This is a genomic window from Seonamhaeicola sp. ML3, from assembly GCF_023273855.1.
Classification (GTDB): domain Bacteria; phylum Bacteroidota; class Bacteroidia; order Flavobacteriales; family Flavobacteriaceae; genus Seonamhaeicola.
Genome location: NZ_CP096884.1, coordinates 103,358 through 129,465, shown reverse-complemented (window position 1 = coordinate 129,465; position 26,108 = coordinate 103,358). Strand labels below are relative to the sequence as shown.

The 26,108-nt window shown below is 34.6% G+C and carries 26 protein-coding genes; 13 read left to right on the top strand and 13 right to left on the bottom strand.

The window, feature by feature from the left end:
- Positions 1–42: 42 nt before the first annotated feature.
- Positions 43–387: a DUF6249 domain-containing protein gene (locus M0214_RS00615; protein WP_248723546.1), complete on the bottom strand. Its 345-nt coding sequence runs from the start codon at positions 385–387 to the stop codon at positions 43–45.
- A 133-nt stretch (positions 388–520) separates the two neighbouring features.
- Here M0214_RS00615 and M0214_RS00610 point away from each other — a divergent pair, with 133 nt between their 5' ends.
- Positions 521–1,096 carry an RNA polymerase sigma factor gene (locus tag M0214_RS00610; RefSeq protein ID WP_248723545.1) on the top strand — a complete coding sequence of 192 codons (576 nt, stop codon included), beginning with the start codon at positions 521–523 and terminating at the stop codon, positions 1,094–1,096.
- The gene (locus M0214_RS00605; protein ID WP_248723544.1) at positions 1,089–1,508 is read left to right on the top strand and encodes a hypothetical protein; all 420 of its coding nucleotides are present in this window, start codon (positions 1,089–1,091) and stop codon (positions 1,506–1,508) included. Before M0214_RS00610 ends, M0214_RS00605 begins: the two co-directional genes overlap by 8 nt.
- On the opposite strand, the gene M0214_RS00600 is transcribed toward M0214_RS00605, so the two are convergent.
- The 9 genes from M0214_RS00600 to htpG form a co-directional block, all read right to left on the bottom strand.
- A complete protein-coding gene (locus M0214_RS00600) occupies positions 1,505–2,008 on the bottom strand; it encodes a cupin domain-containing protein (protein ID WP_248723543.1) in 504 nt (167 codons plus the stop codon). The two genes, M0214_RS00605 and M0214_RS00600, sit on opposite strands and share 4 nt — an antisense overlap.
- 10 nt (positions 2,009–2,018) lie before the next feature.
- Positions 2,019–2,942, bottom strand: a complete 924-nt coding sequence (locus M0214_RS00595; RefSeq protein WP_248723542.1) for a sterol desaturase family protein — start codon at positions 2,940–2,942, stop codon at positions 2,019–2,021.
- Between the two features lie 104 nt (positions 2,943–3,046).
- Complete coding sequence (locus M0214_RS00590) at positions 3,047–3,688, bottom strand: MOSC domain-containing protein (RefSeq protein ID WP_248723541.1); 642 nt, start codon at positions 3,686–3,688, stop codon at positions 3,047–3,049.
- Between the two features lie 27 nt (positions 3,689–3,715).
- Complete coding sequence (locus tag M0214_RS00585) at positions 3,716–4,405, bottom strand: YafY family protein (protein WP_248723540.1); 690 nt, start codon at positions 4,403–4,405, stop codon at positions 3,716–3,718.
- 242 nt (positions 4,406–4,647) lie between these two features.
- Positions 4,648–5,025 carry a VOC family protein gene (locus M0214_RS00580; protein WP_248723539.1) on the bottom strand — a complete coding sequence of 126 codons (378 nt, stop codon included), beginning with the start codon at positions 5,023–5,025 and terminating at the stop codon, positions 4,648–4,650.
- A 190-nt stretch (positions 5,026–5,215) separates the two neighbouring features.
- Positions 5,216–6,370, bottom strand: a complete 1,155-nt coding sequence (locus M0214_RS00575) for an iron-containing alcohol dehydrogenase (protein WP_248723538.1) — start codon at positions 6,368–6,370, stop codon at positions 5,216–5,218.
- A 238-nt stretch (positions 6,371–6,608) separates the two neighbouring features.
- Complete coding sequence (locus M0214_RS00570; RefSeq protein ID WP_248723537.1) at positions 6,609–7,202, bottom strand: Crp/Fnr family transcriptional regulator; 594 nt, start codon at positions 7,200–7,202, stop codon at positions 6,609–6,611.
- 117 nt (positions 7,203–7,319) lie between these two features.
- Positions 7,320–7,781, bottom strand: coding sequence for an FKBP-type peptidyl-prolyl cis-trans isomerase (locus M0214_RS00565; protein ID WP_248723536.1), 462 nt, complete (start codon positions 7,779–7,781; stop codon positions 7,320–7,322).
- A 116-nt stretch (positions 7,782–7,897) separates the two neighbouring features.
- Positions 7,898–9,808 (bottom strand): molecular chaperone HtpG, encoded by a 1,911-nt coding sequence (htpG, locus tag M0214_RS00560; RefSeq protein ID WP_248723535.1) that lies wholly within the window; start codon positions 9,806–9,808, stop codon positions 7,898–7,900.
- Positions 9,809–10,063: 255 nt separating this feature from the next.
- On the opposite strand from htpG, the gene M0214_RS00555 reads away from it, so the two are divergent.
- Complete coding sequence (locus M0214_RS00555; protein WP_248723534.1) at positions 10,064–11,071, top strand: 3-oxoacyl-ACP synthase III family protein; 1,008 nt, start codon at positions 10,064–10,066, stop codon at positions 11,069–11,071.
- 420 nt (positions 11,072–11,491) lie between these two features.
- On the opposite strand, the gene M0214_RS00550 is transcribed toward M0214_RS00555, so the two are convergent.
- Together M0214_RS00550 and M0214_RS00545 are read right to left on the bottom strand one after the other, a co-directional pair.
- A complete protein-coding gene (locus tag M0214_RS00550; RefSeq protein ID WP_248723533.1) occupies positions 11,492–13,963 on the bottom strand; it encodes a TonB-dependent receptor domain-containing protein in 2,472 nt (823 codons plus the stop codon).
- Positions 13,964–14,197: 234 nt separating this feature from the next.
- Entirely contained in the window at positions 14,198–16,681 is a 2,484-nt protein-coding gene (locus M0214_RS00545; RefSeq protein ID WP_248723532.1) for an outer membrane beta-barrel family protein, read from the bottom strand.
- A gap of 141 nt (positions 16,682–16,822) precedes the next feature.
- Here M0214_RS00545 and M0214_RS00540 point away from each other — a divergent pair, with 141 nt between their 5' ends.
- Positions 16,823–17,185 (top strand): CoA-binding protein, encoded by a 363-nt coding sequence (locus M0214_RS00540; protein WP_248723531.1) that lies wholly within the window; start codon positions 16,823–16,825, stop codon positions 17,183–17,185.
- Here the strand turns inward: M0214_RS00540 and M0214_RS00535 are convergent.
- A complete protein-coding gene (locus M0214_RS00535) occupies positions 17,162–18,604 on the bottom strand; it encodes a sodium:solute symporter (RefSeq protein WP_248723530.1) in 1,443 nt (480 codons plus the stop codon). The two genes, M0214_RS00540 and M0214_RS00535, sit on opposite strands and share 24 nt — an antisense overlap.
- A 112-nt stretch (positions 18,605–18,716) precedes the next feature.
- Between M0214_RS00535 and recR the strand changes: the two genes are divergently transcribed.
- The 9 genes from recR (at position 18,717) to rpmB (ending at position 26,100) form a co-directional block, all read left to right on the top strand.
- Entirely contained in the window at positions 18,717–19,334 is a 618-nt protein-coding gene (gene recR / locus M0214_RS00530; RefSeq protein WP_248723529.1) for a recombination mediator RecR, read from the top strand.
- A 9-nt stretch (positions 19,335–19,343) separates the two neighbouring features.
- Positions 19,344–20,441 (top strand): glycosyltransferase family 2 protein, encoded by a 1,098-nt coding sequence (locus M0214_RS00525; RefSeq protein ID WP_248723528.1) that lies wholly within the window; start codon positions 19,344–19,346, stop codon positions 20,439–20,441.
- Positions 20,442–20,529: 88 nt separating this feature from the next.
- On the top strand, positions 20,530–21,852 hold the full coding sequence (locus M0214_RS00520; protein ID WP_248723527.1) for a dihydrolipoamide acetyltransferase family protein: 1,323 nt from the start codon (positions 20,530–20,532) through the stop codon (positions 21,850–21,852).
- A gap of 361 nt (positions 21,853–22,213) precedes the next feature.
- Positions 22,214–22,648 (top strand): hypothetical protein, encoded by a 435-nt coding sequence (locus M0214_RS00515; protein ID WP_248723526.1) that lies wholly within the window; start codon positions 22,214–22,216, stop codon positions 22,646–22,648.
- Positions 22,629–23,405: a 3'-5' exonuclease gene (locus tag M0214_RS00510; protein ID WP_248723525.1), complete on the top strand. Its 777-nt coding sequence runs from the start codon at positions 22,629–22,631 to the stop codon at positions 23,403–23,405. Before M0214_RS00515 ends, M0214_RS00510 begins: the two co-directional genes overlap by 20 nt.
- A gap of 168 nt (positions 23,406–23,573) precedes the next feature.
- On the top strand, positions 23,574–24,185 hold the full coding sequence (locus M0214_RS00505) for a fumarylacetoacetate hydrolase family protein (protein ID WP_248723524.1): 612 nt from the start codon (positions 23,574–23,576) through the stop codon (positions 24,183–24,185).
- Complete coding sequence (locus M0214_RS00500) at positions 24,185–24,526, top strand: Hpt domain-containing protein (protein WP_248723523.1); 342 nt, start codon at positions 24,185–24,187, stop codon at positions 24,524–24,526. Before M0214_RS00505 ends, M0214_RS00500 begins: the two co-directional genes overlap by 1 nt.
- Before the next feature lie 5 nt (positions 24,527–24,531).
- A complete protein-coding gene (locus M0214_RS00495) occupies positions 24,532–25,785 on the top strand; it encodes a competence/damage-inducible protein A (protein ID WP_248723522.1) in 1,254 nt (417 codons plus the stop codon).
- A gap of 78 nt (positions 25,786–25,863) precedes the next feature.
- Positions 25,864–26,100, top strand: coding sequence for a 50S ribosomal protein L28 (gene rpmB, locus M0214_RS00490; protein ID WP_248723521.1), 237 nt, complete (start codon positions 25,864–25,866; stop codon positions 26,098–26,100).
- The last annotated feature ends 8 nt before the right edge of the window (positions 26,101–26,108 follow it).

Genomic DNA, 26,108 nt, shown 5'->3' with positions numbered 1-26,108 from the left:
TTTAAGAAAAGCAGGTTTTTTTTTTTTGATTAACGGTTTTATCTATTCCTTATCTAAGTTTTTCGTCATATTGAATCCCAAGAACAAACCTAAACCAGCCGTAATAAACGTACAAGCCGGATATACAACTTCACCCAAAGTAGTATAGTGTTCCAGTATTGAAGCTAAGAAAATACCAACACCTATACCCATAAGCAATAAGGCTAGATTTAAAATTAAAACCTTCCAAATTGGAGCAGTGTGTGTTCGGCCTTTTAAAAATATGCTAGCGTCTGCTCCTTTTTCAATTAAAGCTAAGCGCTCTTTGTTTCTTGTAGAAAAATATAAGTAAAAGACTCCGAAGATGGCACCAAATACAACGGGTATAATGATTAATTCTGAATGCATAACTGTGTGTTTTTAAATTGATTATTTTTAATGTGTTTATCCTTATGACGACAGTTCTTTTAATCAGGTTACACATTTTTATTTTTTTTTCGAATCTGTAACCTAAACAGAGTTATGGTCGTCTTACCTGAAAATGACCACTAACGATCAACATTACATCAATCTTACTTTAAATGGGGATACCCAGGCTTTTGCAATTTTGGTAGACCGATACAAGGATATGGTTTATACTTTAACTGTAAGAATGCTGAAAAATAGAGAAGAGGCTGAAGAAGTAGCTCAGGATACGTTTATAAAAATGTATAAATCCTTGAATAGATTTAAAGGCGATTCTAAATTTTCCACTTGGGTTTATAAAATTGCCTACAATACCAGCCTAGATAGGATAAAGAAGAATAAAAAATTTCTGAATAATGTTGCTATAAATGAATACACTGAAAGTCAAGTAAAAACGGTACATAATGCTTTAACTAACTTAGAAAACGAAGAAAAAGCAGAGGCCATTAAGCGTTGTATTGCGCTTTTACCAGCTGATGATAGTTTTTTACTAACTTTATATTATTATGATGAGCAATCTTTAGAGGAAATTGCAGTAGCCATGAACTTAACGCCTAATAATGTTAAGGTTAAACTTTTTAGAAGTCGAAAAAAACTGGCAAAGATTTTAAAGAATAACATAGAACCTGAAATAATTGAGCGCTATGAATAAGAAAACAGATCAATATTTAGATGAATTAGGAAAAGAGGTATTTGAAAATGCGCCTTTGGAAAGTCCGAAATTGGATTTTACAGCTTCAGTAATGACTCAAATTTCAGATTTGAAGTCGTCAACGTCTATTGTTTACAAACCGTTGATTACTAAAAAAGGTTGGTTTGTAATATTTGGATTTGTTATAGCAATGGTGTTAACATTTGCTTATAATTCTAATTCTATGGAAGCAACTTCAATATTTGATAGGGTTAATTTCAGTATGTTATCCGATAATAATTTGTTTGACACTTTTATGAACTTGTCAGTATCAAAAACTATTGTTTATGCTGTTATTCTCTTCGGAATTATGTTTAGCGTACAGATAACTTTTTTAAAAAACCATTTCAATAAAAGACTAGGGGGAGTTTAAACTCTGGTAAGTTTAGTAATTATTTCTTGATGCTCAGGGAATTTAGAAATTAAAGTCTCCCTTTTCGGAAGTTCAAAATCCCTGAAGTCAAATCCTGGCGATACTGTGCAACCTACTAACGCGTAATCACCATTATCTATAACTTCTGAAGCAAACCAATCTCTTGCTTTTACTGTGAATTGCGGTACTTCTCCTTTTTCTAAATCGTTGCCGATAATAATTTTGGAATATGTTCCATCTTCTGAAATGACGTGCAAGTTTAAGGAAGAGCCTTTATAAAAGTGCCACATTTCATCCTGGTTAATCCTATGGAATGCCGAAAAAGAACCTGAGGTTAGCAAAAAATAAATCCCAGTGCAGTAGTTTCGTCTCCCTGTAATATGATTGTTTAAATCTGCTTCGTCAATAGAGCCTTCACTTCTATAAGTTTCCTTGAAGAATCCCCCTTCGGGATGTGGTTGCATATCTAAGAGTTTAGCAATTTTTTCTGCTTCGGTCATAACTAAAAACTTATTTATTATTATTCGAAATCTTTTGTCGCATCTGTTTTATGGTAAGTGTACTACCATCATGGCTCCAACCGGGAGGTCCAAAAGCATACATGAATTTGTGATATAAATTAGGACTCTTTTTCATATCGTTCCAAATGTCTTTGTACTCGTGAGTAAGAATAACTAATGGGTTGTAGGAGTTTGGCGGTTTGGTTACACCATATTCTATATCAATATCTTCGTCTAACGCTTTCCAGGTGCCAAATAGCTTATCAAAAATATTTAAGAACCCGCCATGGTTTTTGTCCATGTATTCTAAGTTCTTAGCATGATGAACTTGGTGCATGGTATGGGTGTTGAATACTTTTTCTACAACTCCCATTTTAGGAATATACACAGAGTGTAGTTGAAATTGCCAAAGCGCTTCTATACCCAAACAAACAATAACCATTTCTGGTGGGAAACCTATTGCAGGTAACCACATATAAAATAGAGGTTTGTACAAAATTGTGAACCAGCCATTACGAACAGCTGTTCCCAAATTGAAGTTCTCAGAAGAATGGTGGACAATATGAGCAGCCCACAGAAAACGTACCATGTGGTTCTGGCGATGAAACCAATAATATGTGAAATCGTCTAAAAACTGACAGGCTATCCAAACAGGCCAAGAATACCCAAAAGATTCCCACCCCATTATATTTGTTCTAACTCCATTAACCATTGGATTAAACAAATCATATAAATAATTGAATATAATTATAGCAGATATTGTTTTAATTAAAGGGGCTAGAACTACTGAGCCAATTCCCATGAACAGGCTAGAGCCGAGGTCTTTCCAATTATAGAGCTGTTTATTGTTATGGGTTTTACTATAGGTGAGCTCAACTAAAATAAGCCCAAGAAAGCAAGGGATACCGTATACTAACGGGTTTGTTAAATCCATAGATTAATTAAGGTAAAACGCGCTAGGAAATCACGAAATTATTTAATAAAGCGTGAATATATAACAGAAATTTCTTTGAATTAGTACAAAAAGGAAATTTCTTTTTAAGAAGAAACGAGATAATTTCTTAGGCTATCTCTCTTTCTTTTAGGTAAAGCATCATTATCTACGATAGAGGCAATAAGGATTTTATCCTTGTTTTTAGCAAATAACAATCTGAAAAATTGTGCTGTGGTTATGCTGTTTTCAGCTTGTTTTATCAATCTAAATGTATCACCAGTTTTTACGTACCCCTCCTCTAAAACCCTAATATAAGTGCCTGGATAGCCATGGTCAATAAATTGTTTTAAAACGTCTTGAGAGCCGAATTTATAAACAAATTTAAAGCATGGTTCACGAGGTTGTGTAATTTGTACTAGGGTTTCTCCAATTTTGTAAATATCTCCAATTTTTATGGTGTCTTCATTTAACCCTTTAACCGTTAAGTTTTCTCCAAACATGCCCCAGTTCCAATCTAATTTAGGATAAAGGTTTTTCCAGTAGTCATAGTGGTCTTCAGAGAAAAGGTAGCAGGCCTTAAATTCACCACCATGGTTTTTTCTATCGGTAACTTCATCATTCTTAACATCAGATTTACCTAAGAATATAGGAGTGTTGATGGGTTCTTTGTATATGCCTGTGGTTACTTCTTTTCCATTCCAAAGAAAGGTAGTAGGTTTTGCTATATTGGTTGAGGTTATTATCATGTTTTAAAAATAAATAAAACGAATCTATTAATGCTCATAAGAATCATATTTAAAATAGTCTTGGAGTGTAAACTTACGGTCTTTAAATTGCTCTTGTAATATTTTAAAATGTTTTATTCTATCTATTCTAAAAGCGCGATAGTCATTCCTGAAGTGACACCAGGCAATAAGTATCCATTTGTGATTTGTAGAATAAAAGGCATAAGGTTCTATTTTTCTGAATGTAATATTGGGGTCATCTGCTTTCTGATAGTTTATTTCAACAAAATTTAAATTGGTAATAGCCAATTGAATTTCGGAAAGTGCATTACTGGAAATATCTTCATAATCCCAATCGAAAACATGGATTTTACTATCTAATAATTCACTTTTCTCTAAGATAGACGTTCTAAACACCGACTTTATCTTAGTAAGTGCTTCCTGAAAATCTTTGGCAAAAGAAGCATCTTTACTTTGGCTAACAAGATGTTGTGCCGTTATTAGGGCATTGGCTTCTTTCTCGGTAAATTGAACAGGAGCTACTTGATAACCTTCCATTAAAGAATACCCTCTGCCTTCTATGGTTGTAACCGGTATGCCGGCTTCTTCTAATTTCCTAATGTCTCTGTAAATAGTTCGTACGCTAACATGGTACTTATCTGCTAATTCAGGCGCGGTTAAGAGCCGCTTGGAACGGAGTATGGTAAGAATAGATATGAGTCTTGATAGCTGAGACATAGATACAAAAGGATTAAAAATTTTTTTATTCGAAAATTAACAAAAAAATCAAATTAAAAAATTGTAGATGCTATCGAAGTGGTTACTGAGGTGAAATTAGATTTTGTTAGTTATTGAAAACAAAATGTAGTTTGTACCGAAGAAAGATAGCGAACCGTTAATCAATTCGCTATCCTCTTTTTTTTGATTGATGTAAATTTTGTTTACGTCTTCATCGATGAATTTTGAATCGGTTTCTACAGTTAATTGAACGAATGCAGTGCTATGCGGTTGCCTTCGGTATCAATGAATTGTGCCATAAATCCGTTTTCACCAATATCGGTTTTAGGCATAATAATTTTACCACCAGCTGCTTCAACTTTACCTAATGGAACAGCTAGGTTTTCCCCACCGTTTAAGTAAATAGTTGGTCCGTCGCTTGTTGGAGTTTGTCCTTCTCCTTCTATGAGTCCACCACCAATACCATTATTTTCGTTATCGTGAGCAAACATCCCATATTTTACATTTTGCTCAGGCATGTGGTGGTCCATGATTTCAGAATCCATAACAGTGCTGTAAAATTCTTTTGCACGTTCGTAATTAGACACAGGGATTTCAAACCAGTTAATTGCATTTTTCATTTTTAAATTTGATTTATTGATTAAACTTATATGCAAAATTAAACGGGTGAATGTCGAATTATGTCAGGGGTGTTTTTTATTTAAAATTTAGTTTTGTTAGTAACTTAAAAAACCAATCACAAAAAAACCATAAGGATTTTTAAGCCCTTATGGTTTTAAAATTTAATTATATAACATTTTAGAGTAAATTCTACATCGCTGCTTTATATATGGCAATAGTATCTTCTAGGTTTACTTCCCTTGGGTTTCCTCCAGTACAAACATCGGCAAGTGCATTTTTAGCCATTTCCTCGAAATCTTCTGGTTTAACACCTAGTTCTTTTAATCCAGAAGGTATACCAACCGCTTTAGATAAAGTTTTAATGGCTTCGATAGCAGCATCAGCCCCTTCTTTGTCGTTCATGTTAGAAACGTCTACACCCATAGCTTCTGCTACTTTTTTCATTTTTTTCTCGCAAGCAGGAAGGTTAAACTGTTCTACATGTGGTAAGAGAATGGCATTGGCAACACCATGTGGTAAGTCGTACATACCACCCAATTGGTGAGCCATAGAGTGTACATACCCTAAGCCAGCATTAGAGAATGCCTGTCCAGCTATGAATTGTCCCCAAGCCATTTTACTTCTCGCCTCTAAATCTTGTCCATTTTTAACGGCATTTTCTAAACTTTCGGATATTAATTTAATAGCCTCCAGAGCAAGAGCATCAGACCAGCCAAAAGCACCCTTGGTTATATAGGTTTCTATAGCATGAGTTAAGGCATCCATCCCAGTTGCGGCAGTTAGTGCAGCAGGTTTTCCAAGCATTAACTCGGGATCGTTTACTGCAATAGATACCAAGCAATTCTTATCAACCATTACCATCTTAATATGGCGTTTTTCATCTGTAATTACATAGTTGATGGTTACCTCGCTGGCGGTACCTGCGGTAGTATTAATGGCTATAATTGGTAGAGAAAGTTTTTGAGATTTGTGAATACCTTCGTAGTCTTCAATATTACCTCCATTATTGGCAAGAATACCAATAGCCTTTCCACAATCTTGAGGCGAGCCTCCTCCAAGTGTTATTATAAAATCACATTCGTTTTCTTGTAAAAGTGCCAGGCCATCATTTACATTCTTTACTGTTGGATTGGGTTGTACATCACTAAATACAACAGACTGAATATTAGAAGTATTGAGTACATCGATAACTTTCTCGGCCACTCCAATTTTTATCAGCATTTCATCTGTAACAAATAGTGCCTTTTTGTATGGTAATGTTTTTAACTCTTCACCCAGGTCTTTTAAGGCTCCTGGTCCAATTAAACTTAAAGGGGGCAAGTATATTCTTCTATTCTCGAGCATAAGATTTAAATTTTAAGATTCTTATGCAAAGGACTAAATAGATAGTGTATTAATATATGATTTTTGTCATTAAAGCCTGAAATACTTGTTTTTAAGAGAAAGATATTGCTTAAATAAAAAAGCGTATGGTTAGGCCATACGCTTTGGTAGCTATTAACCAACACATTATTCTTTATAATTGAACACCATGTTGAACTGCAAAGGTATGTTGGATTATTTTTAAAAAACTTGACTTATGTTAATAAATGTAATTGTTAGAAAGTTCTTTCCTTATTCTGCTTAGACTTTCTGTTGTAATACCCAAGTAAGAGGCAATATGATAATTTTTGACTGTCTTTTCAATATTGGGGTAAGCCTTTATAAAATTAATATAGCGCTCGGAGGCGGTTAACGATAATTCAGACAATATCCTTTTTTGAAAAGCCGCAAAAGCTCTTTCCAGTTTTTTTCTAAAAAAAGATTCTATTTGTGGAACTTTATGATAAAGGTATTCCTTGTGTTTATGAGTAATGCCATAGACGGTAGCTTTTTGGATAACTTCAATATTCATTATGGCTTTTGAAGGTGAGAAGAAAGCGGTGTAATCACTCATCCACCAATCTTTTACCGCAAACTGAACTGTATAATCCCTGCCCTGGGAGTTGGTGTAATAAGATCTTAAACATCCTTCGATGATATAATACTGTTTGTCTACATAGTCTCCAGACTTAAGTAATTGCGTGCCTTTACAGAATGTTTCTTTAAAAAAAACAGCATTGATTATTTCCAGTTCTTCCTTTGAAAAAGAAAGATTTCTGAAAATCTCTTTACTTATGGAATTTCCTGAAGACACTTTAAACCAATTAGTTATGTATAAGATACATAAAAAACTTCAGAAAAGTATATTTAAACGCTAAGTTGCTGTAAAATCAAATATAAAGAACTAGAATAGAGCGTATTTTAGATTATTTTATTGATTTACAGATATTAGATCAATCTCAAATATCAAAACAGCACCACCAGGTATGTTACCTATACCTTGGTTACCATAAGCTAAATGCGAGGGAATTAATAAAAGACCACTTCCTCCTTCTTTAAAATAGGTGATACCTTCGGTCCATCCCGGAATGACACGTTGTAAATCGAACGAGATACCCGAACTATCACTTTGGTCAAAAACGCTACCATTAGTTAAGTAGCCTTTGTAGGCCACGGTTACATTACTAGAAAAAGAAGGTTGATCACCCGTTCCTGGTTCGTCTATTACATAGTATAGTCCTGAATTGCTACGCGTTGCATTTAAATTATTTTGAGCAATATAATCTTGAATTTCTTGCTCGTTTTCTGCTCTGTAATCTTTAAATAAATCATCACTTTCAGATTTACAGGAAAACAGGAGCACTAAAGTTAATATCGGAATAAAATATCTCATAATAGTTTTTTTAAGTTTCAAATATAATTTACACCAAGTCACTATGCAAAAAAACCACCTTGAATAAACAAGATGGTTTTAGAATATAATGAGATGTTGTTCGGTAGAACAATAATCTATTTAATCATATCGTAGCTACGCTTAATAAAGTTGGTAAGCTCTTCGCCTTTTAATAGACCTTGAGATAAACGTGCTAAATCTAAACTTTGGTTGATTAAGCGTTCTTGTTTCTTTTTTGTCTTTGTATTAAGTATTTCGCTTACCAATTCATGATTGGTGTTAACAACTAAGTTGTACATTTCTGGCATATTACCCATACCAAACATACCACCGCCGCCTGTAGCTTGTATTTCTTTCATTCTACGCATAAATTCTGGCTGCGTTATGATGAAAGGCGATGCTTCACTATCCATAGCTTCTAGTTGTACCATAAATTTTTCTGAAGGAATAACTTCTTTCAATAATTCATCTAGAGATTTCTTTTGGTCTTCATCTAATTTAGAAATGGTGGTGTCATCTTTCTTGATTAAATTATCAATATGGTCACCATCAACACGAGCAAAAGAAACATTTTCTTTGGTGCTTTCTAATTTTTGGATTAAGTGAGAAACAATAGGTGAATCTAATAACAATACTTCGTAACCTTTAGCTTTGGCAGATTCAATGTAACTATGTTGCTCATCTTTATCGGCTGCGTAAAGAATTACCAATTTGTCATCCTTATCGGTTTGGTTTGCCTTTATCTTGTTGTATAACTCTTCGTAAGTGTAGTAAGTGCCGTCAACAGTAGGATATAGAGCAAATGCGTCTGCTTTTTCAAAGAATTTTTCTTCTGAAAGCATTCCGTATTCAATCACAACCTTTATGTCGTTCCACTTGGCTTCAAAATCTTCTCGGTTATTGTTGAATAACGACTTTAATTTATCGGCTACCTTTCTAGTAATATAAGATGAGATCTTTTTAACAGCACCATCGGCCTGCAAATAAGAACGCGAAACGTTTAATGGAATGTCTGGTGAGTCAATAACACCACGTAACATGGTCAAGAATTCTGGAACAATACCTTCAACATTATCAGTAACGAAAACTTGGTTTTGGTACAATTGAATTCTATCCTTTTGAACATTTAAGTCGTTCGTCATTTTAGGGAAGTATAAAATCCCTGTTAAGTTGAATGGATAATCAACATTTAAGTGGATATTAAATAACGGCTCCTCGAATTGCATTGGATACAATTCACGGTAGAAACTGCTGTAATCTTCATCTTTTAAATCGGTTGGCTGTTTAGTCCAAGCCGGATTAGGATTGTTTATAATGTCATCAACCGTAATCTGTCTGTGGGGCTCTTTAGTCTCTTTGCCATCTTTATCGGTAATGGTTGCTGGTTCATGCTCAGGGTCGTTAATTTCCTTGGTTCCAAATTTAATTGGCACTGGCATAAACTTGTTGTACTTGGTTAAAAGCTCTCTAATTCTTCCATCTTCTAAAAATTCCTCTTCGCCTTCAGAGATGTGAAGAATAATTTCAGTCCCTCTTTCAGTTTTGTCATGTGCTTCTAGAGTAAACTCTGGAGAACCATCACAACTCCAGTGTGCCGCAGGTTCGTCTTTAAACGATTTGGTGATAATTTCAACCTTATCGGCTACCATAAATGCAGAATAGAATCCTAAACCAAAGTGGCCAATAATTCCAGAATCTTTTGCTGAATCTTTGTACTTGTCCAAAAACTCTTCAGCTCCAGAAAATGCAACTTGATTGATGTACTTTTCTACTTCCTCTGCAGTCATACCTAAACCTTGGTCTATGATATGAAGCTTTTTGGCATCTTTATCTATTCTAATTTCAATCTGCGGGTTGCCATATTCTACTTTAGCTTCACCAATGTTAGAAAGGTGTTTCAATTTTAGAGTGGCATCAGTGGCATTACTAATTAACTCACGTAAAAAGATTTCGTGGTCGCTGTATAAGAATTTCTTAATTAACGGAAAGATATTCTCTACCGAAACATTAATACTTCCTTTTGTCATGATAAATAAATTTATTTTCATTCCCACTAAGGCGGGAATCTAATTAATTATAAGTTTAATTTCTTGAAAGTTGAATAGTCAAAAAAAATACCAAGAGCAAAAAGGTGACAAACTGACTGCTTTTTTGTCAAAAAAGCAATGTTCAAATTCCAATTTCCAAATCTAAATAGAGGTAATACATTATTTGGGACTTAGAATTTAGTACTTGGAATTTGTTTGTAGTTATTGTAATTTGTAATACTAAACGAAATGCTTATGTACAATTCTAGAATAATTGGCCTTGGAAAATATTTGCCAGAACATGTTGTTACGAACGATGATCTTTCCAAAATGATGGATACTAATGACGAATGGATTCGAGAACGGACAGGCATTGAAGAAAGACGATGGATAAAACCGGGTAGTGAAGATACTGCAGCGGTAATGGGTGCAAAGGCCTCTAAAATCGCTATTGAGCGTGCTGGTCTAACTAAGGATGATATCGATTTTATCGTTTTTGCAACATTAAGTCCAGATTACTATTTCCCGGGTTGTGGGGTGCAAATTCAGGATATGTTGGAGATGCCCACCATTGGTGCTTTAGATATAAGAAATCAATGTACTGGTTTTGTCTATGCTGTTGCTGTGGCCGATCAATTTATTAAAACAGGGATGTATAAAAATGTTTTAGTAATTGGTTCTGAATATCATTCTGGAGGATTAGAAAAGTCTACAAGAGGTAGAGGAGTAACCGTAATCTTTGGTGATGGCGCAGGAGCTGCTGTTTTAAGTAGAACAGAGGATAATACAAAAGGTATATTGTCGTCTCATTTACATTCTGAAGGTAAATATGCAGAGGAATTAACTGTTCTTGGGCCAAGTATTAAACATTGGGTTCCTGAAATATTAGAGGCTAATGACCCCAATGATACTTCGTATTACCCCTACATGAACGGTCAGTTTGTTTTTAAACATGCTGTGGTAAGATTTAGTGAGGCTATTGTAGAGGGGCTCAAAGCTAATGGGCTTAACAAAGAAGATGTAGATATGTTGATACCTCATCAAGCCAACCTAAGGATATCCCAGTTTATTCAAAAGAAGTTTGGTTTAAAAGACGACCAAGTTTATAATAATATTCAAAAGTATGGTAACACAACAGCCGCTTCGGTAATTATTGCGCTTACAGAAGCTTGGGAAGAAGGAAAAATAAAAGAGAATGATAACGTTATTCTTGCAGCTTTTGGTAGTGGGTTTACTTGGGGAAGTGTCGTAATAAATTGGTAACATAAATAAACCCTGGAACTTAAAAAGTTCCAGGGTTCCCCAGCTATTAATCAACTCCAACTAACACTAATTGTGAAGAATCTCAATTATTAGACGGATAAAAGCCTTGTTTATTGCACGTCCCCAGAAGATTTAACTAATTTTAACAGTAAAAACAAAGAAACTCGATACTTCTGGTATCGAGTTTCTTGTGAAAATATACAAATCTGATACGAATTTAATGTGTAAGACGACTAACTCTAAATAATTATGTTTCGTTATGGCTAGATTGTATGTTATGGTAACGTAAGTTCTTTTATTTTTATTGTCTTAAATATTAAATAAAAAATAAAACCCCAGAATTGATAAACTCTGGGGTTTTTAATCTGTAACCTAATTTAACACTAACCATCAAAAATTAATTAGGCCACAAATGTAGTTTTATAAGCCACCTTGAACCTGCTTTTCGTTGTTATCTCTGCGCTTTCTAGATTTTGCTCTGTATTTACTATTACCAAATCTGTAATTGAAATTTAGAGAGAATGTTCTAAATTCTGGAGAGAAATTAGCATTTTGTAAAAACGGTCTTTCACTTAAAATAGCTATTCGTTGTGTGTTTAAGACATCATTAAAACTTAAGCCTAAGGTAGCTTTGTTATCAAGGAATGAATAGCGCATACCAAGATTTACAAAATACATGGGGTCAACTTCAAAATTAAGTCCAGTGTTTTTACCTCTATACATTCCAAATGCTGTAAAAGTTAGTTTTTTGCTTACGCTAAAGTTGTTGAATACTCTAAAATTCCAAATTGTATTTACGACTTCGACAGATTCTTCCACGATGTCGTTTTCTGTTGGGTTAGTTAATGTAGGGTCTATACTTTCAGCAATTCCTTTTTGAGTTTGGGAATACAAATCGAAACTACCATTTAAGCTCCACCATTTAGTAGGCCTCAAATTGCTGGACAATTCAACACCATAGGCTGTGGTGTTGCTAAAATTATCGAAGGTTAATATAAACCTATTGGATTGTAAGTCTGATCGATCTACTTTAACAGCTCTGTTTATTTCATCTTCAATTAACCTGTAGAATACCCCTCCCGTAATATTTCCTATTTTAAGATTTTTAGTGTAGTTGAATTCTACGGAGTTTGTAAACTGAGGTTCTAAGGACTGGTTTCCAAAATTTGAAACTAAAGGAGTATTCCATACAGGAATTGGGTTTACTTGACCTACTCCAGGTCTATCTATACGTCTGCTGTAGCTTAACTGATATGAGTGCTTTTCTGAAGGTGAATAGGTAAGAAACACAGATGGATATACTTGAAAATATTGGTTTTCAAAAGGAATTATCAGTTCCTCATTATTAGTTAGGTCTATTTCTGAAGCTATAGCATCAACGTTTACATTTTCGGCTCTTAAGCCTAATTGATAAGACCATTTGTCTACTTTTTTGTTGTAGTTAACATACGCGGAGTAAATGTCTCTCTCATAAAAGAAATCGGTGCTTGTTGGAATATAAATGCCATTTTCGTTTCTAACTCTGGCATCAGATTCGTAAAAAATATCATTGTCAAATAATAGAGCTTGCAGACCTAGTTCCAATTTGGCATTTTCACTAATTGGGTCTACATAATCTAGATTTATAGTGGTTCGATTTCTTTCAGTTTCAGTAAATTCCAGAAAGTCTGGTCTTACGCTATTTCCAAACTGTCCGTTGTCTGTATCTACATTATTATCGAAGGCATTGTGGTCAATTTCCAGTTCAATATGTTGTCCGGTTTTAGTAAAGTCCAGTTTGTAATTAAAATTGTATTGCCCCGAATTATTGTCGCTTTCAGAAAATGTAACCTGTCTCTGATTATTTAAGGGAGTATCAATAAAAGTGAAATCTGAGGTGGCATCGTTCTTACCGCTAAAGGTATTTTGATTGGTGAAAAACGAAATGGTATTCTTGTCGTTTAAATAAAAATCTACTCCAATCTTAAATAAATGGGATTTATTGTTATCACGTAAATCTATAGCCTGAAATGTGTTGTTCTCTATCTGATTGATTCTTCCAAAATTTACACCTTTTCTAATATTGTTTCCATAACTACCGTACAAGTTTACCTTTCCATTACGGTAGTTCATATTCAAGGAACTGTTAAACTTGGCTTCTCTTTGGTAACGCAATCCTGTACTAAGTCCACCATTAAAACCTAATTTGGTATTCTTGTGGAGTATGATGTTAATTAACCCACTCATGCCTTCCGGGTTATATTTAGCAGAAGGGTTTGTAATTAATTCTATTTGCTTTATCGAAGTAGAGGGTAGTTGTCTTAGCAATTGTGCTGCAGGAATATTAGACAGTTTACCATCGACCATAACTCTAACGTTTTGATTTCCTCTCAGGCTAATATCACCCGTTTGGGCATCTACACTAACAGAAGGGACGGCCGACATGATATCTGTTGCGGTTCCCATATTAGCCAGGTCTTTTCCAACGTTTACTACTTTACGATCTACTTTTTGTTGAATTGTAGAAGTTTCGGCAATTATAGTTACGGCTTCCAGACTTTCGGCTTCTTCTTCTAGGTAGATGTCACCTAGATTAATTTTGTAACTCCCTTTACCAATTGTTATATTTTTAGAATAGGTTTTGTAGCCTATGTACTGAATACTTACTATCACACTACCATCTGCAACTTTTTCTATTTTAAATGAACCATCGTCTAAGGTGATACCTCCTGTAAGAGTTTCATTCTTATCATTTTTAATGATTACGTTAACGTAAGGTAAAGGTTGTTTTAGTTTAGCGTCTAGTACTGTACCGAAAACAGAACCTCTATTATCAATGGTGTTTGTTGGAGTAGTGTTTGCCTTTGCTGTTAAGCACATGAGCGCAAAACACAGAAAAAATAAGTTTTTCATTTGATGTTTTTTGATTGATTGAATTTGATATTAGATAGACGCCCATAAAGAGCATTAGTTACTCCATATAACAAAAACTTTAGTGAAACACCTCTATTTAGAATTGTTACAGATAGTATTCATCTTGTTTTACCTCTTATATTGTTTGTCTACAAAGAGTGATTAATTGAGCTGAATTACTTTTGGTTTGATTTCAAATGGAATAAAAATATTTAAGACTAGTGTACATTGAGTCTATAAGAATCCGCCACCGCTAGATTTTGTATTGCTATCTCTCTGTTTTCTTCTTAATGCTCTGTAATTGCCTCCACCAAACCTGTAGGCAAGCGCAATATTCCAGGTATTGCTTTCCCAGTTAAAAGCACCAATGCCCGGAAATGGATTATTGGCCTCAAATTCGAACATCATAGTGTTAAAAATATCACTGTAATTAACGCTGAATGTAGCTCTATTGTCTGGAAGGAAAGAATAACGCATACCTGTGTTTACCATAAACATGGGCTTTCTAGTAAACTGAATACCTTTTTCTTCTCCTCTATACATCGTAAAAAGCGAGAAACTTAGTTTCTTACTAGCTTTAAAATTATTAAACAATCTTAAATTCCATACCACGTTATTTACTTCAGTTTTATTTGCTTTAATATCATCTATAGTGGCCAATGAATAATCGTTGGTTTCTAAATCTAAAAACTCAGTAATACCTGTTTGTGTTTGAGAGTACAAATCGAAACTACCGTTAAGGCTCCACCATTTAGTAGGCCTGTAGTTAGAAGATAGTTCTATACCAAAGGCGGTAGTACTATCAAAATTATCAAAGGACAGTATAACATTTCCTGTAGTAATGTCTGCTCTGTCAATTCTAACAAAGCGGTTTATATTGTCTTCAATCAACCTAAAAAACACCCCACTTGTAATAGAACCATTTTTCAAGTTTTTAGTAAAGTTAAATTCTGCCGAGTTTGTAAATTGAGGAACCAGTTCTGGATTTCCAAAAGAAGATACTCGCGGCGTACTCCATTCCCTTATAGGATTGACTTGTTGTAGACCAGGTCTGTCTACCCGTCTACTCATACTAAACTGAAACGTCTTTTTTTCTGAAGGGCTATAGCTTAAAAATACCGAGGGATATATTTGAAAATAGTTATTTTCAAAAGGAGAAAACAACGATGTATTGTTATTGAATAGCTGAAGAGGTTCGGCATCTACAAAAACTTGTTCTGCACGGGCTCCAACTTGATAATTCCACTTTTCGTTTATCGTTTTTCCATAAGAAACATAAACAGAATATATGTTTCGACTGTAGTCGAAGACCGTACTAGGCGTTTGGATTGTATTTCCTATGGAATCGAAAGAGAGACCAGTAGATTCGTAGTCAATATCAGAATTAAATAGTCTTACCTCTGCACCTAATTCTAGTTTTTCTTTGTCATTAAGTGGTTTTACGTAATCCAAGTTTATGGTAGTTCTGTCTCTTTTTGTGTCTACGTCATCTACATAGTTTGGTGGAAAATTGAAATTAACAAAGTCGAAATTTGCAATTTCATCCCTCTCAAAATCGTTATAATCCAATTCTAAATCTAGGGTTTCATCTTCGTTCTTAAACTTGTGTTTGAAAGCTAAATTGTATTGTCCAGAATTGTTCTTGGTCTTGTTTTTGAATAATTGCTGCTGTTCTAAATTAGTGTAGGTAATTAAAGTATTACCAAAGCCAGCGCCATTAAAGATATTTTGGTTTGTAAAGAATGAAATGGTGTTATTGTCATTCATATAAAAATCTACACCAAGTTTGTAAAGGTGCGATTTATTGTTGTTGCCAAATTTAAAATCTTGTCTAGAGTTATCGTCTAACCTGTTAATTTCTCCAAAATTATCGTTGTTACCTATGTTGTTGCCATAATTGCCATAAAAGTTAAATTTACCGTTTCGGTAGTTCATATCTATAGAACTATTGAACTTCGCAAAAATTTCTTTGGTCAGCCCAACGTTAAGGTTCCCGTTAAACCCAAGTTTGGTATTCTTGTGTAACTTTATATTAATAATACCACTCATACCCTCTGGATTATACTTGGCAGAAGGATTGGTAATCAACTCTATTTGTTTAATAGAAGTAGAAGGTATTTGTCTTAACAGTTGGGCTATTGGTACATTGGTTAGTTTACCATCGACCATTACCCTAACATTTTCATTTCCTCTTAAGCTAATATTTCCCGTTTGTTGGTCTACATTTACAGAGGGTATGTTATTCATAATATCGCTTGCTGTGGCTCCGGCTGTGGTAAGGTCTTTACCAATGGTAATAACCTTTCTGTCCACCTTTTGTTGGATGGTAGACGTTTCGGCAACAACAGTTACGGCATCTAAACTTTCGGCTTCTTCCTCTAGATAGATGTTACCTAAATTCACCTTATAGTTGCCCTTTGTAATATTTACTTTTTTTGAAAAGGTTTTATACCCAATGTATTGGATGCTAACCACAATATTGCCATCGGCAATTTTTTCAATTTTAAAAGATCCGTCATCTAGGGTGATACCCCCAGTTAAAGTTACGTTGTTTTCGTTTTTAATAATAACATTTACATATGGTAAGGGTTGCTTTAATTTAGCGTCTAATACCGTTCCAGATATAGAACCACGATTGTCTATGTCATTATTGTTTTCTGAGTAGGATAAGGAAATATTTGAGAGAAGAATAAAGCAGATGAAAAATAAGTTTTTCATTTTACGTTTTTTTTGATTGATTTGATTAAAAGCACAAAGAGAAAGTATTAAGCAGATTAAGCACTTGCATTTAACAAAAGTTTTAGATAAATCTTTTAATATTTAGACTAATTTTAAATAAATAGAAGAAAACAAGTAAGGATGAATAAAAAAACATTAGTTTTTGGAGCCTCTTTAAAGCCCAACCGATATTCTAATTACGCCATACAAAGGCTAGTTAGTAACGGAGTTGACACCCTTGCCTTTGGATTGAAATCTGGTGTTGTTTCTGGAGTAGAGATAGATACTGAACTAGAGCTTTACAAGGATATACACACTATAACGTTGTACCTAAATCCCAAAAGGCAAAAGCAGTATTACGATTATATAATATCCTTAAAACCTAAAAGGGTAATTTACAACCCAGGAACAGAAAATCCAGAATTGTTTGAGCTCTTAAAACAAAATGATATTCATTTTGAGGCTTCCTGTACTTTGGTTTTACTTTCTACGAATCAATATTAGGCCAAGAAATGTAAGGAGTCCATTAACTATCAATATTTCAAAACCAATTTGATAGCCATTCAACAAGTCTACAGAATAAGCATTAAGAAAATAAGATAGAATAGGCGCAACGATAGCAATTACCCAAACGTATTTGTCTTTCACCTCTATTTTGGTAAAGATGCCTAAGGCGAAAAGCCCCAATAATGGTCCATAAGTGTAACCGGCAGCTTTGAATAATTCCCAAATAATAGAAACATCCTTAAAAATAGCATCAAAAAGAATAATCACAATAATTAAGATAATGCTAATGGTTATGTGGGTACGTTTTCTAATGCTTTTTTGAGCTTGAACGGGCTTGTTGTCGAGTTCTATGATATCAATACAAAATGAAGTTGTTAGAGAAGTTAAAGCCGAATCTGCACTAGAGTATGCTGCCGCGATTAATCCCAATAAAAAGAATGAAGAGGTAACTATGCCAATTTCCGGAAGCATGGCGATGGTTGGGAACAAATCATCTTTTTTTGCTGTTATACCATTTTGGGAGGCATATTGTGAAAGCAATAAACCCAAAGCTAAAAAAAGGATGTTCACAAATACAAGAACAATGCTAAACGAAATCATGTTTTTTTGTGCTTCTTTCAGATTTTTACAGGTTAAGTTTTTTTGCATCATATCCTGATCTAGCCCAGTCATGGTAATTGTAATGAACATCCCGGCTAAAAAGCTTTTGATGAAGTATTGCGAATCATTGAAATCCTCAAAGAAGAACACTTTGCTCATAGCACTTTCTTTAATATTTTGATAGACGTCCGAAATATTATGTAAGTCCATGGCAGAAGCCAAAAACACAATGGTAACTATTACAGAAATTAGCATGAAAAGTGTTTGCAGTGTATCGGTAAAAATGATGGTTTTAATGCCGCCTTTAAAGGTGTATAGCCATATAAGTGCAATTGTAATGACTACGGTAATTGCAAAAGGAACACCAAATTGATTAAAAACTAAAAGCTGTAACACTTTGGCAACCAAAAATAACCTAAAAGCAGCACCAACTATTCTAGAAACCAAAAAAGCTATAGCTCCAGTTTTATAGCTTGTGTTTCCAAATCTGTCTTTTAAATAGGTGTAAATCGAGGTTAAATTTAGTTTGTAGTATATGGGTAGCAATACATAGGCAATCACCAGATAACCAAAGAAATAGCCAAATACCACTTGTAAGTATCCAAATTGTTTGGCCTCTACAGCACCAGGCACAGATATAAAGGTGACTCCTGAGAGGGAGGCGCCAATCATCCCAAAAGCGACTAAATACCATGGAGCCGATTTGTTAGCCTTAAAAAAGGCGTCATTGGTATCTTCTCTGCCAGTAAAATATGAGATAAGTATTAAAACACCAAAATAGGCGGCAATAAGTAGTAGTATTTGAGTAGCGCTCATAAATTATATTTGGTTTTCAAAATACAAATTATAAAGTTTACTTGTGAACTTGAATCAAAAAGATGATTAAATCCCTATCACCCAATTAATATAATATTGTAATTTCGCGATTATGGAGTTTTCTTCAAAAATACTTGAACGTGCGGTGAACGAAATGTCTCAACTTCCAGGAATTGGCAAGCGTACTGCATTGCGTTTGGTGTTACATTTGTTACGACAACCAAAAGAACAGACTACAGCGCTTACCGAAGCTTTACAGGCAATGCGAAGCGAGATTAAATTCTGTAAATCTTGTCATAATATAAGTGACCACGATCTTTGCGAAATTTGTTCTGCTAACAACAGGAACGAAGCGATGGTCTGTGTAGTCGAGGATATTAGGGATGTCATGGCCATCGAGAATACAAGTTCTTACAAAGGACTTTATCATGTACTAGGTGGAAAAATTTCACCAATGGATGGTATTGGGCCACAAGATTTGAATATAGATTCGTTGGTAAATAAGGTTAAGGAAGGGAAAATAAAGGAACTTATTTTTGCTTTAAGCTCAACTATGGAGGGTGATACCACAAATTTTTATATTTACAAGCAAATTCAGGATTACGACGTAGTTACTTCAACCATAGCCAGGGGGATTTCGGTGGGAGACGAACTGGAATATGCCGATGAAATTACATTGGGACGAAGTATCGTTAATAGAATTCCTTTTGAATCTTCACTAAAACTATAGCCTTTAATATTGAAACTCTCTGTAGTCATACTCAACTATAATGTTAGGCATTTCTTAGAACTGTGTTTGCGAAGTGTAAAAGCGGCTACAAGCGATATTCCTTCAGAAATTATAGTAGTAGACAATGCATCTGAAGATGATAGTTGCGATATGGTAAAAACATTTTTCCCTGAAGTGAAACTTGTAGAGAATAAGCAAAATTTAGGGTTTTCTAAAGGTAATAATATAGGGGTAAGTAAGGCGCAGGGAGAATACCTGTGTATTTTAAATCCAGATACTGTTGTTGCCGAAGATACTTTTAGTGAACTGCTTAAACTGTATAATACCAAAGATGATTTGGGCATTATTGGCTGTAAGTTAATAGATGGTAGTGGAACGTTTTTACCAGAAAGCAAGCGCAATATTCCGGTTGTAAAAGCCGCATTTAAAAAGATGATTGGTGATTCCAAGTATTATTATGCCAATCATGTATCCGAAAATGGAGCGGGTGATGTAGATGTTCTGGTTGGTGCTTTTATGTTCGTGAAGAAAGATGTTTACGATGTTGTTCAAGGCTTTGATGAAGATTACTTTATGTATGGAGAAGACATCGATTTGTCTTATAAGGTGTTAAAGCAAGGCTACAAGAATTATTATTTTGGAGGCACGAGTGTCATACATTTCAAAGGGGAAAGCACACTTAAAGATAAAAATTACGCCCGTAGGTTTTATGGCGCTATGCAAATATTTTACCGAAAGCACTTCAAAAGAAATTATCTTTTTGATGCCTTGGTCTGGCTAGGTATAAGAATGGCCTATGTTTTTAGAAAACATGCCAAACTTGAAACAGCAGAAGTGAATGTGTATCGGTTGGTTTCTAAGGAGATAAATCCTAAACTACAAAGTGTTTTGGGTAAAGAAATTGTTTTAGATAGCGATTTAGAAACTATCCAACCCAACAATGAAATTATTTTCGATACGAATCATATAAGCTATAAAAAGATGATTTCATTGATGCAAGATTTGTCTGTTGGTAAAAAATTAACATTCAAGATTCTACCAAAAGATTCCAGCTTCATCATAGGAAGTAATGATTCGAAAGGTAGAGGACAAATCATTACATTCTAATTTATTTATTAGGGATAATTTAAATAAATCGGTGCTTTTTCGTTAATTTTGCAAACGCAAATTAGACTAGAAGCGTTACTTTATTGATATGGCAAAGTTTGAAGTTAAATTACCAAAAATGGGGGAAAGTGTGGCAGAAGCAACCATAACCTCTTGGTTAAAAGAAGTGGGGGAAACTATTGAAATGGACGAACCCATAGTAGAGATTGCAACAGATAAAGTAGATAGCGAAGTACCAAGTGAAGTCGATGGTGTAATTGTAGAACGTTTTTTTAACGTAGACGATGTTGTGCAAATTGGTGAAGTTATTGCGGTGATTGAAACCGAAGGCGAAGAAAAACCAGTCAATGAGGCTGTTCCAGAAGTAATTGAAGAGCAAGCTGCTGAGCACATTGAGGAAACCATCGCTATTGCCAAAGAAACGGTAACTCCAGTTATTTCTAGCGGAAAACGATTTTACTCTCCTTTGGTGAAGAATATTGCCAAGCAAGAAGGTATTTCTCAAGACGAGCTAGATGCAATTGCTGGTTCAGGAAAAGATGGTAGGGTTACCAAAAATGATATTCTGGATTACGTTGAAAACAGAGGGCATAAAAAACAGGAACCAGTAATTATTAAAGAAGAGGTTATAGCAAAGCCTGCTGAAACTAAAGTTGAAACACCAGCTAAAAAGGAAGTTGTTGCACCCGTATTATCAAGTGGGGAAGACGAAATTATTGAGATGACCCGCATGGGTAAATTAGTAGCTTCTCACATGACAGAGTCACTAAAAACCTCTGCGCATGTTCAAAGTTTTATCGAGGCCGACGTAACTAAAGTTTGGAACTGGCGAAATAAAGTGAAAGATGATTTCCAAAAGCGAGAGGGTGAGAAACTTACCTTTACGCCAATTTTTATGGAAGTTGTTGCTAAGGCACTCCGTGATTACCCATTGCTTAACATTTCAGTTCAGGGCGATTCTATTATCAAGAAGAAAAATATCAATCTTGGTATGGCAACAGCTTTAGCAGATGGAAACTTAATAGTCCCTGTTATAAAGAATGCAGACCAGCTTAACTTAGTTGGTATGGCTACCAAGGTTAATGATTTAGCCAATAGAGCCAGAAATAATCAATTAAAACCAGATGATATTCAAGATGGCACATATACGGTAACCAATGTTGGGTCTTTTGGAAGCATCATGGGAACGCCCATTATCAATCAACCCCAAGTCGGTATTTTAGCATTGGGAGCCATTAGAAAAGTGCCCGCAGTAATAGAAACTTCAGAAGGTGATTTTATAGGTATTCGTTACAAGATGTTTTTATCGCATTCCTACGACCACCGTGTTGTAAATGGTGCTTTAGGCGGCATGTTTGTAAAAGCTGTAAAAGATTATTTAGAGGCCTGGGATGTGAATAGAGAGATATAAAACCGAATTAAAAACCTCAGTGTTTTTTTGTTAAAACAGTTTAACTTTACTCCACACCATGTTTAGGTTCAGACTTACATTTTTGGTTTTATTTTTCTGCAATTGTTTTATTTGTTTTTCTCAGAATAAAACCATTTACATAGACGAGCAAAATAATCTCTTAGAAAAAGAAATTTTTCATAAAAGCGCTAATTCTGATTTATTCACAAGCCATCATTATCATACAGATTCAATCTCCATTTTCAAATTAAGACCAAAATATTGTTTTGGAAAACTGACCCCTCAAGAAAAGAATCAGTTATACAGTTTTTTTAAAGAAAAATATAAGGTTGATACCAACAAAACGTTCGTTGTCAATTATATGGATACGTTAAGAGCGAAATCGGAATACCCGATTAAAAATTTATTCATTAGTAGTCATGATTCAACTAAAGAATTTGAAATCACTTACGATGATTTTTTGGATTCAAGCAAAAGAGCGTTCTTTTATTACAAGCGATGGAAGAGAAAAATACTTTATTTAAACGTTTATTTTAAAAATAATGGACATCCTGAGCAGATAGAAGATTTATTTTGGTATCAAGACTACGATGGTCAAATTAAAAGGATGTTTAATAAAATATCGGATGGGCTTAAAATGATAATTCTTCATCCAAACGGAGATTATTATTTAGAATCTTCAGAAACAAAGTTGCCTTATGATAATCTTTTTTTAAAAAAAAGATGGGATATTTATAAACAAGAATTCGATAATAAATTAAAAGCGCTAAAATTAAATGCAACTCAACCTCAATAAACCCATCTGTTTTTTCGATTTAGAAACGACTGGAATTAATATTACCAGCGATAGAATAGTTGAAATATCTGTTTTAAAAGTGTTTCCTAACGGTAAGGAAGAACGAAAAACATGGCGCGTGAATCCGGAAATGCCCATTCCGAAAGAGTCCAGTGCCATTCATGGAATTTATGATGAAGATGTGGCAGATAAACCAACATTTAAAGAGCTGGCCAAAGAGGTTCATAATATGATTAAGGATTCAGATTTAGGAGGATTCAATTCCAACCGTTTCGATATTCCGTTATTAGCTGAAGAGATGTTGCGAGCTGAGGTCGATTTCGATATGAAAAATCGTCAGGCAGTCGATGTTCAGACCATATTTCACAAAATGGAACAGCGTACCCTAAGTGCAGCCTATAAATTTTATTGTGATAAAAATTTGGATGATGCCCATAGTGCTGAAGCAGATACCAATGCTACTTATGAGGTTTTAAAAGCACAATTAGAAAAGTACGATGAATTAGAAAATAACACTAAGTTTTTAGCCGAATTTAGTTCAAGGAAAAAGTTTGCAGACTTTGCTGGTTTTATAGCCTATAATAAAAATGGAGAGGAGTGTTTTTCATTTGGAAAGCACAAAGGTAAATTGGTAACAGAAATCTTAGAAAAGGAACCGGGTTATTTCGGTTGGTTACTCAATGCAGATTTCCCGCTATACACCAAAAAGGTCTTGACCAATATTAAATTAAGAGGGCTTAACAATAAATTGTTTTAGCCTGTCATTCCTGCGCCCGCTTGCAATTCGGGCAGGAAGCAGGTATAAAAAATAAAAATTAAGTCTGAACTTTGTGGTTTGGCGACTTTGCGAGAGTAAATGAATACGAAAATTGTATAACTATTAAACTAAGAGTTCCCCTCCATTGGAGGGGCTAGGGGAGGCTTCATGAAATTAATCTGCATAGGTAGAAATTATACCGAACACATTGAAGAATTGGAAAATGAAAGGCCCGAAGAACCGGTTGTTTTCCAAAAACCAGATTCGGCCATATTACTAAAAAAACAACCTTTTTTTATTCCGGATTTTTCGGAAGACATACATTATGAAGTTGAGGTGTTGGTGAAAATCAATAGAATAGGGAAGTATATCGATAAAAAATTCGCTCATAAATATTATAGTGAAATTGGTTTAGGAATAGATTTTACAGCAAGAGATTTACAAAAGAAACTAAAAGCAAAAGGACTGCCTTGGGAAAAAGCAAAGGCTTTTGATGGTTCGGCCGTAGTAGGTAAATGGATACCAAAAACTGAAGTGGAGGACATTAATGCCATTGAATTTTCCTTAAAAAAGAACGATAATATTGTTCAAAAAGGAAATACGAGCCACATGTTATGGAAAATTGATGAAATTATAGAATATGTTTCAAAATATTTCACATTAAAGATTGGAGATATTATATTTACGGGCACTCCTGCTGGTGTTGGCAGTATAATTGCTAACGATAAATTGAAAGGATTTATAGAAAACAAAGAGATGTTTTCAATAATAGTTAAATAATGGAACAACATTACAAATTATTCAGAGTAAAAGAGTTAGCAGATAACGACGAGGATTTTATTGCAACTCTAGCAGAGGCATTTATAGAAGAAATGGGGCCAGACTTAGAGCGCCTAAAAAATGCTGTTGCGGCATTAGATTATAGCGAGACTTATCAAGCAGCTCATAAAATGAAACCTACAGTAGATTTGTTCGAGCTAGGGGTTTTAGATACACTTATCGAGGTGCAGGATTGGGGTAAATTCACCAAAGAAGGTGAAGATATATCTAAACAATTAGAAACTGTTGCTACAGCAGTAGAGAATGCTTTAGAAGAAATTAAAACCGACTTTAATTTGTAATAGTTATGCAGGCAGAGATTATTACCATAGGCGATGAACTTCTTATCGGTCAGGTAATAGACACGAACTCCGCCTTTATTGCCAAGCAACTTAATAAGATAGGGGTTTCCATTTATCAGGTCACATCAATTCAAGATGACCGTGAGCACATTCTCAAAACCTTATACGAAGCCGAAGAGCGAGCCGATATCATAATTCTTACCGGTGGACTAGGACCAACAAAAGATGACATTACAAAGAAGACCATTGCTGAGTATTTCAATGATACATTGGTTAGAGATACTGTTGTTCTAGAGAATATTGAACGGTTATGGAAAAGGCATATAAGTGATAAAATACTTCAAGTAAATAAAGACCAATCGTTGGTGCCCTCTAAGTCAATACCGCTTATGAATAAAATGGGCACTGCTCCAGGCATGTGGTTTGATAAAGAAGATAAAACGTTTATCTCTCTTCCTGGTGTTCCTTATGAAATGGAGTCTTTGATGAAAAATGAGGTGCTTCCTAAGCTTAAAGAAAAATATAATTGTCCTTATATAATCCATAAAACCATGTTGGTTTATGGTTTAGGTGAGAGTGCTTTAGCCCAAAGAATTGAATCTTGGGAGGATGCACTGCCCAGTGATATGAGGTTAGCTTACTTGCCCAATCTAGGTAAAATGCGATTGCGTCTTTCTACAAAAGGTTTTCACGAAGCAGAACTTAAAAAAAGGGTAGATGCCGAAATAGATAAAGTATTACCACTAATAAAAAATGAGTTCTTCGGTTTTGAAGACGAAGAAGGGTCGGCCGAAATTATCATAGCAAAAAGGCTAACCAAACTAGGAATGACTTTAGCTATAGCTGAGAGCTGTACTGGAGGAAATTTGGCCGAACAGTTCACAAAACATTCAGGTGCATCGGCTTACTTTAACGGTGGCGTGGTAACCTATTCTACGGAATCTAAAATTAACGTGTTAGGAGTTTCTCCAGACATTATCAAAACGCATTCGGTGGTCAGTCATCAAGTAGCAGAAGCGATGGCTTGTAATGCCCTAAGATTATTCAACTCAGATTTTGCGGTCGCTACTACAGGTAATGCAGGTCCAACCAAAGGAGAATCTGACGAAGAAATAGGCACCGTTTTTATCGCCATTGCTACCAAACATGGGGTGTATTCAGAAAAATTCAGTCTTGGAAATCACCGCATAAAAGTAATTAACAGAGGGGTAAATAAGGCCCTTGAAATGCTCCTAAAAGAAATTTTTAAAAATAGATAAAATTTAGATTGTCATAATCTAAAGAATTTGTATATTTGCACCTCGATTTTAAGCAACAAAAATTTAAAGTTATATATAATGTCAAGAGTTTGTGAACTTACAGGGAAGAAGGCAATGGTTGGAAACAACGTGTCTCACGCATTAAATAGAACTAAGCGTAGATTCAATGCTAACTTAGTTAAGAAACGTTTCTACATTCCAGAGGAAGATAAATGGGTAACTTTAAAAGTTTCTACATCTGCATTAAAGACTATCAACAAAATAGGGATTTCTGCAGCAATCAAAGAAGCTAGAGCTAAAGGATTTTTAAAATAATAGCTGCA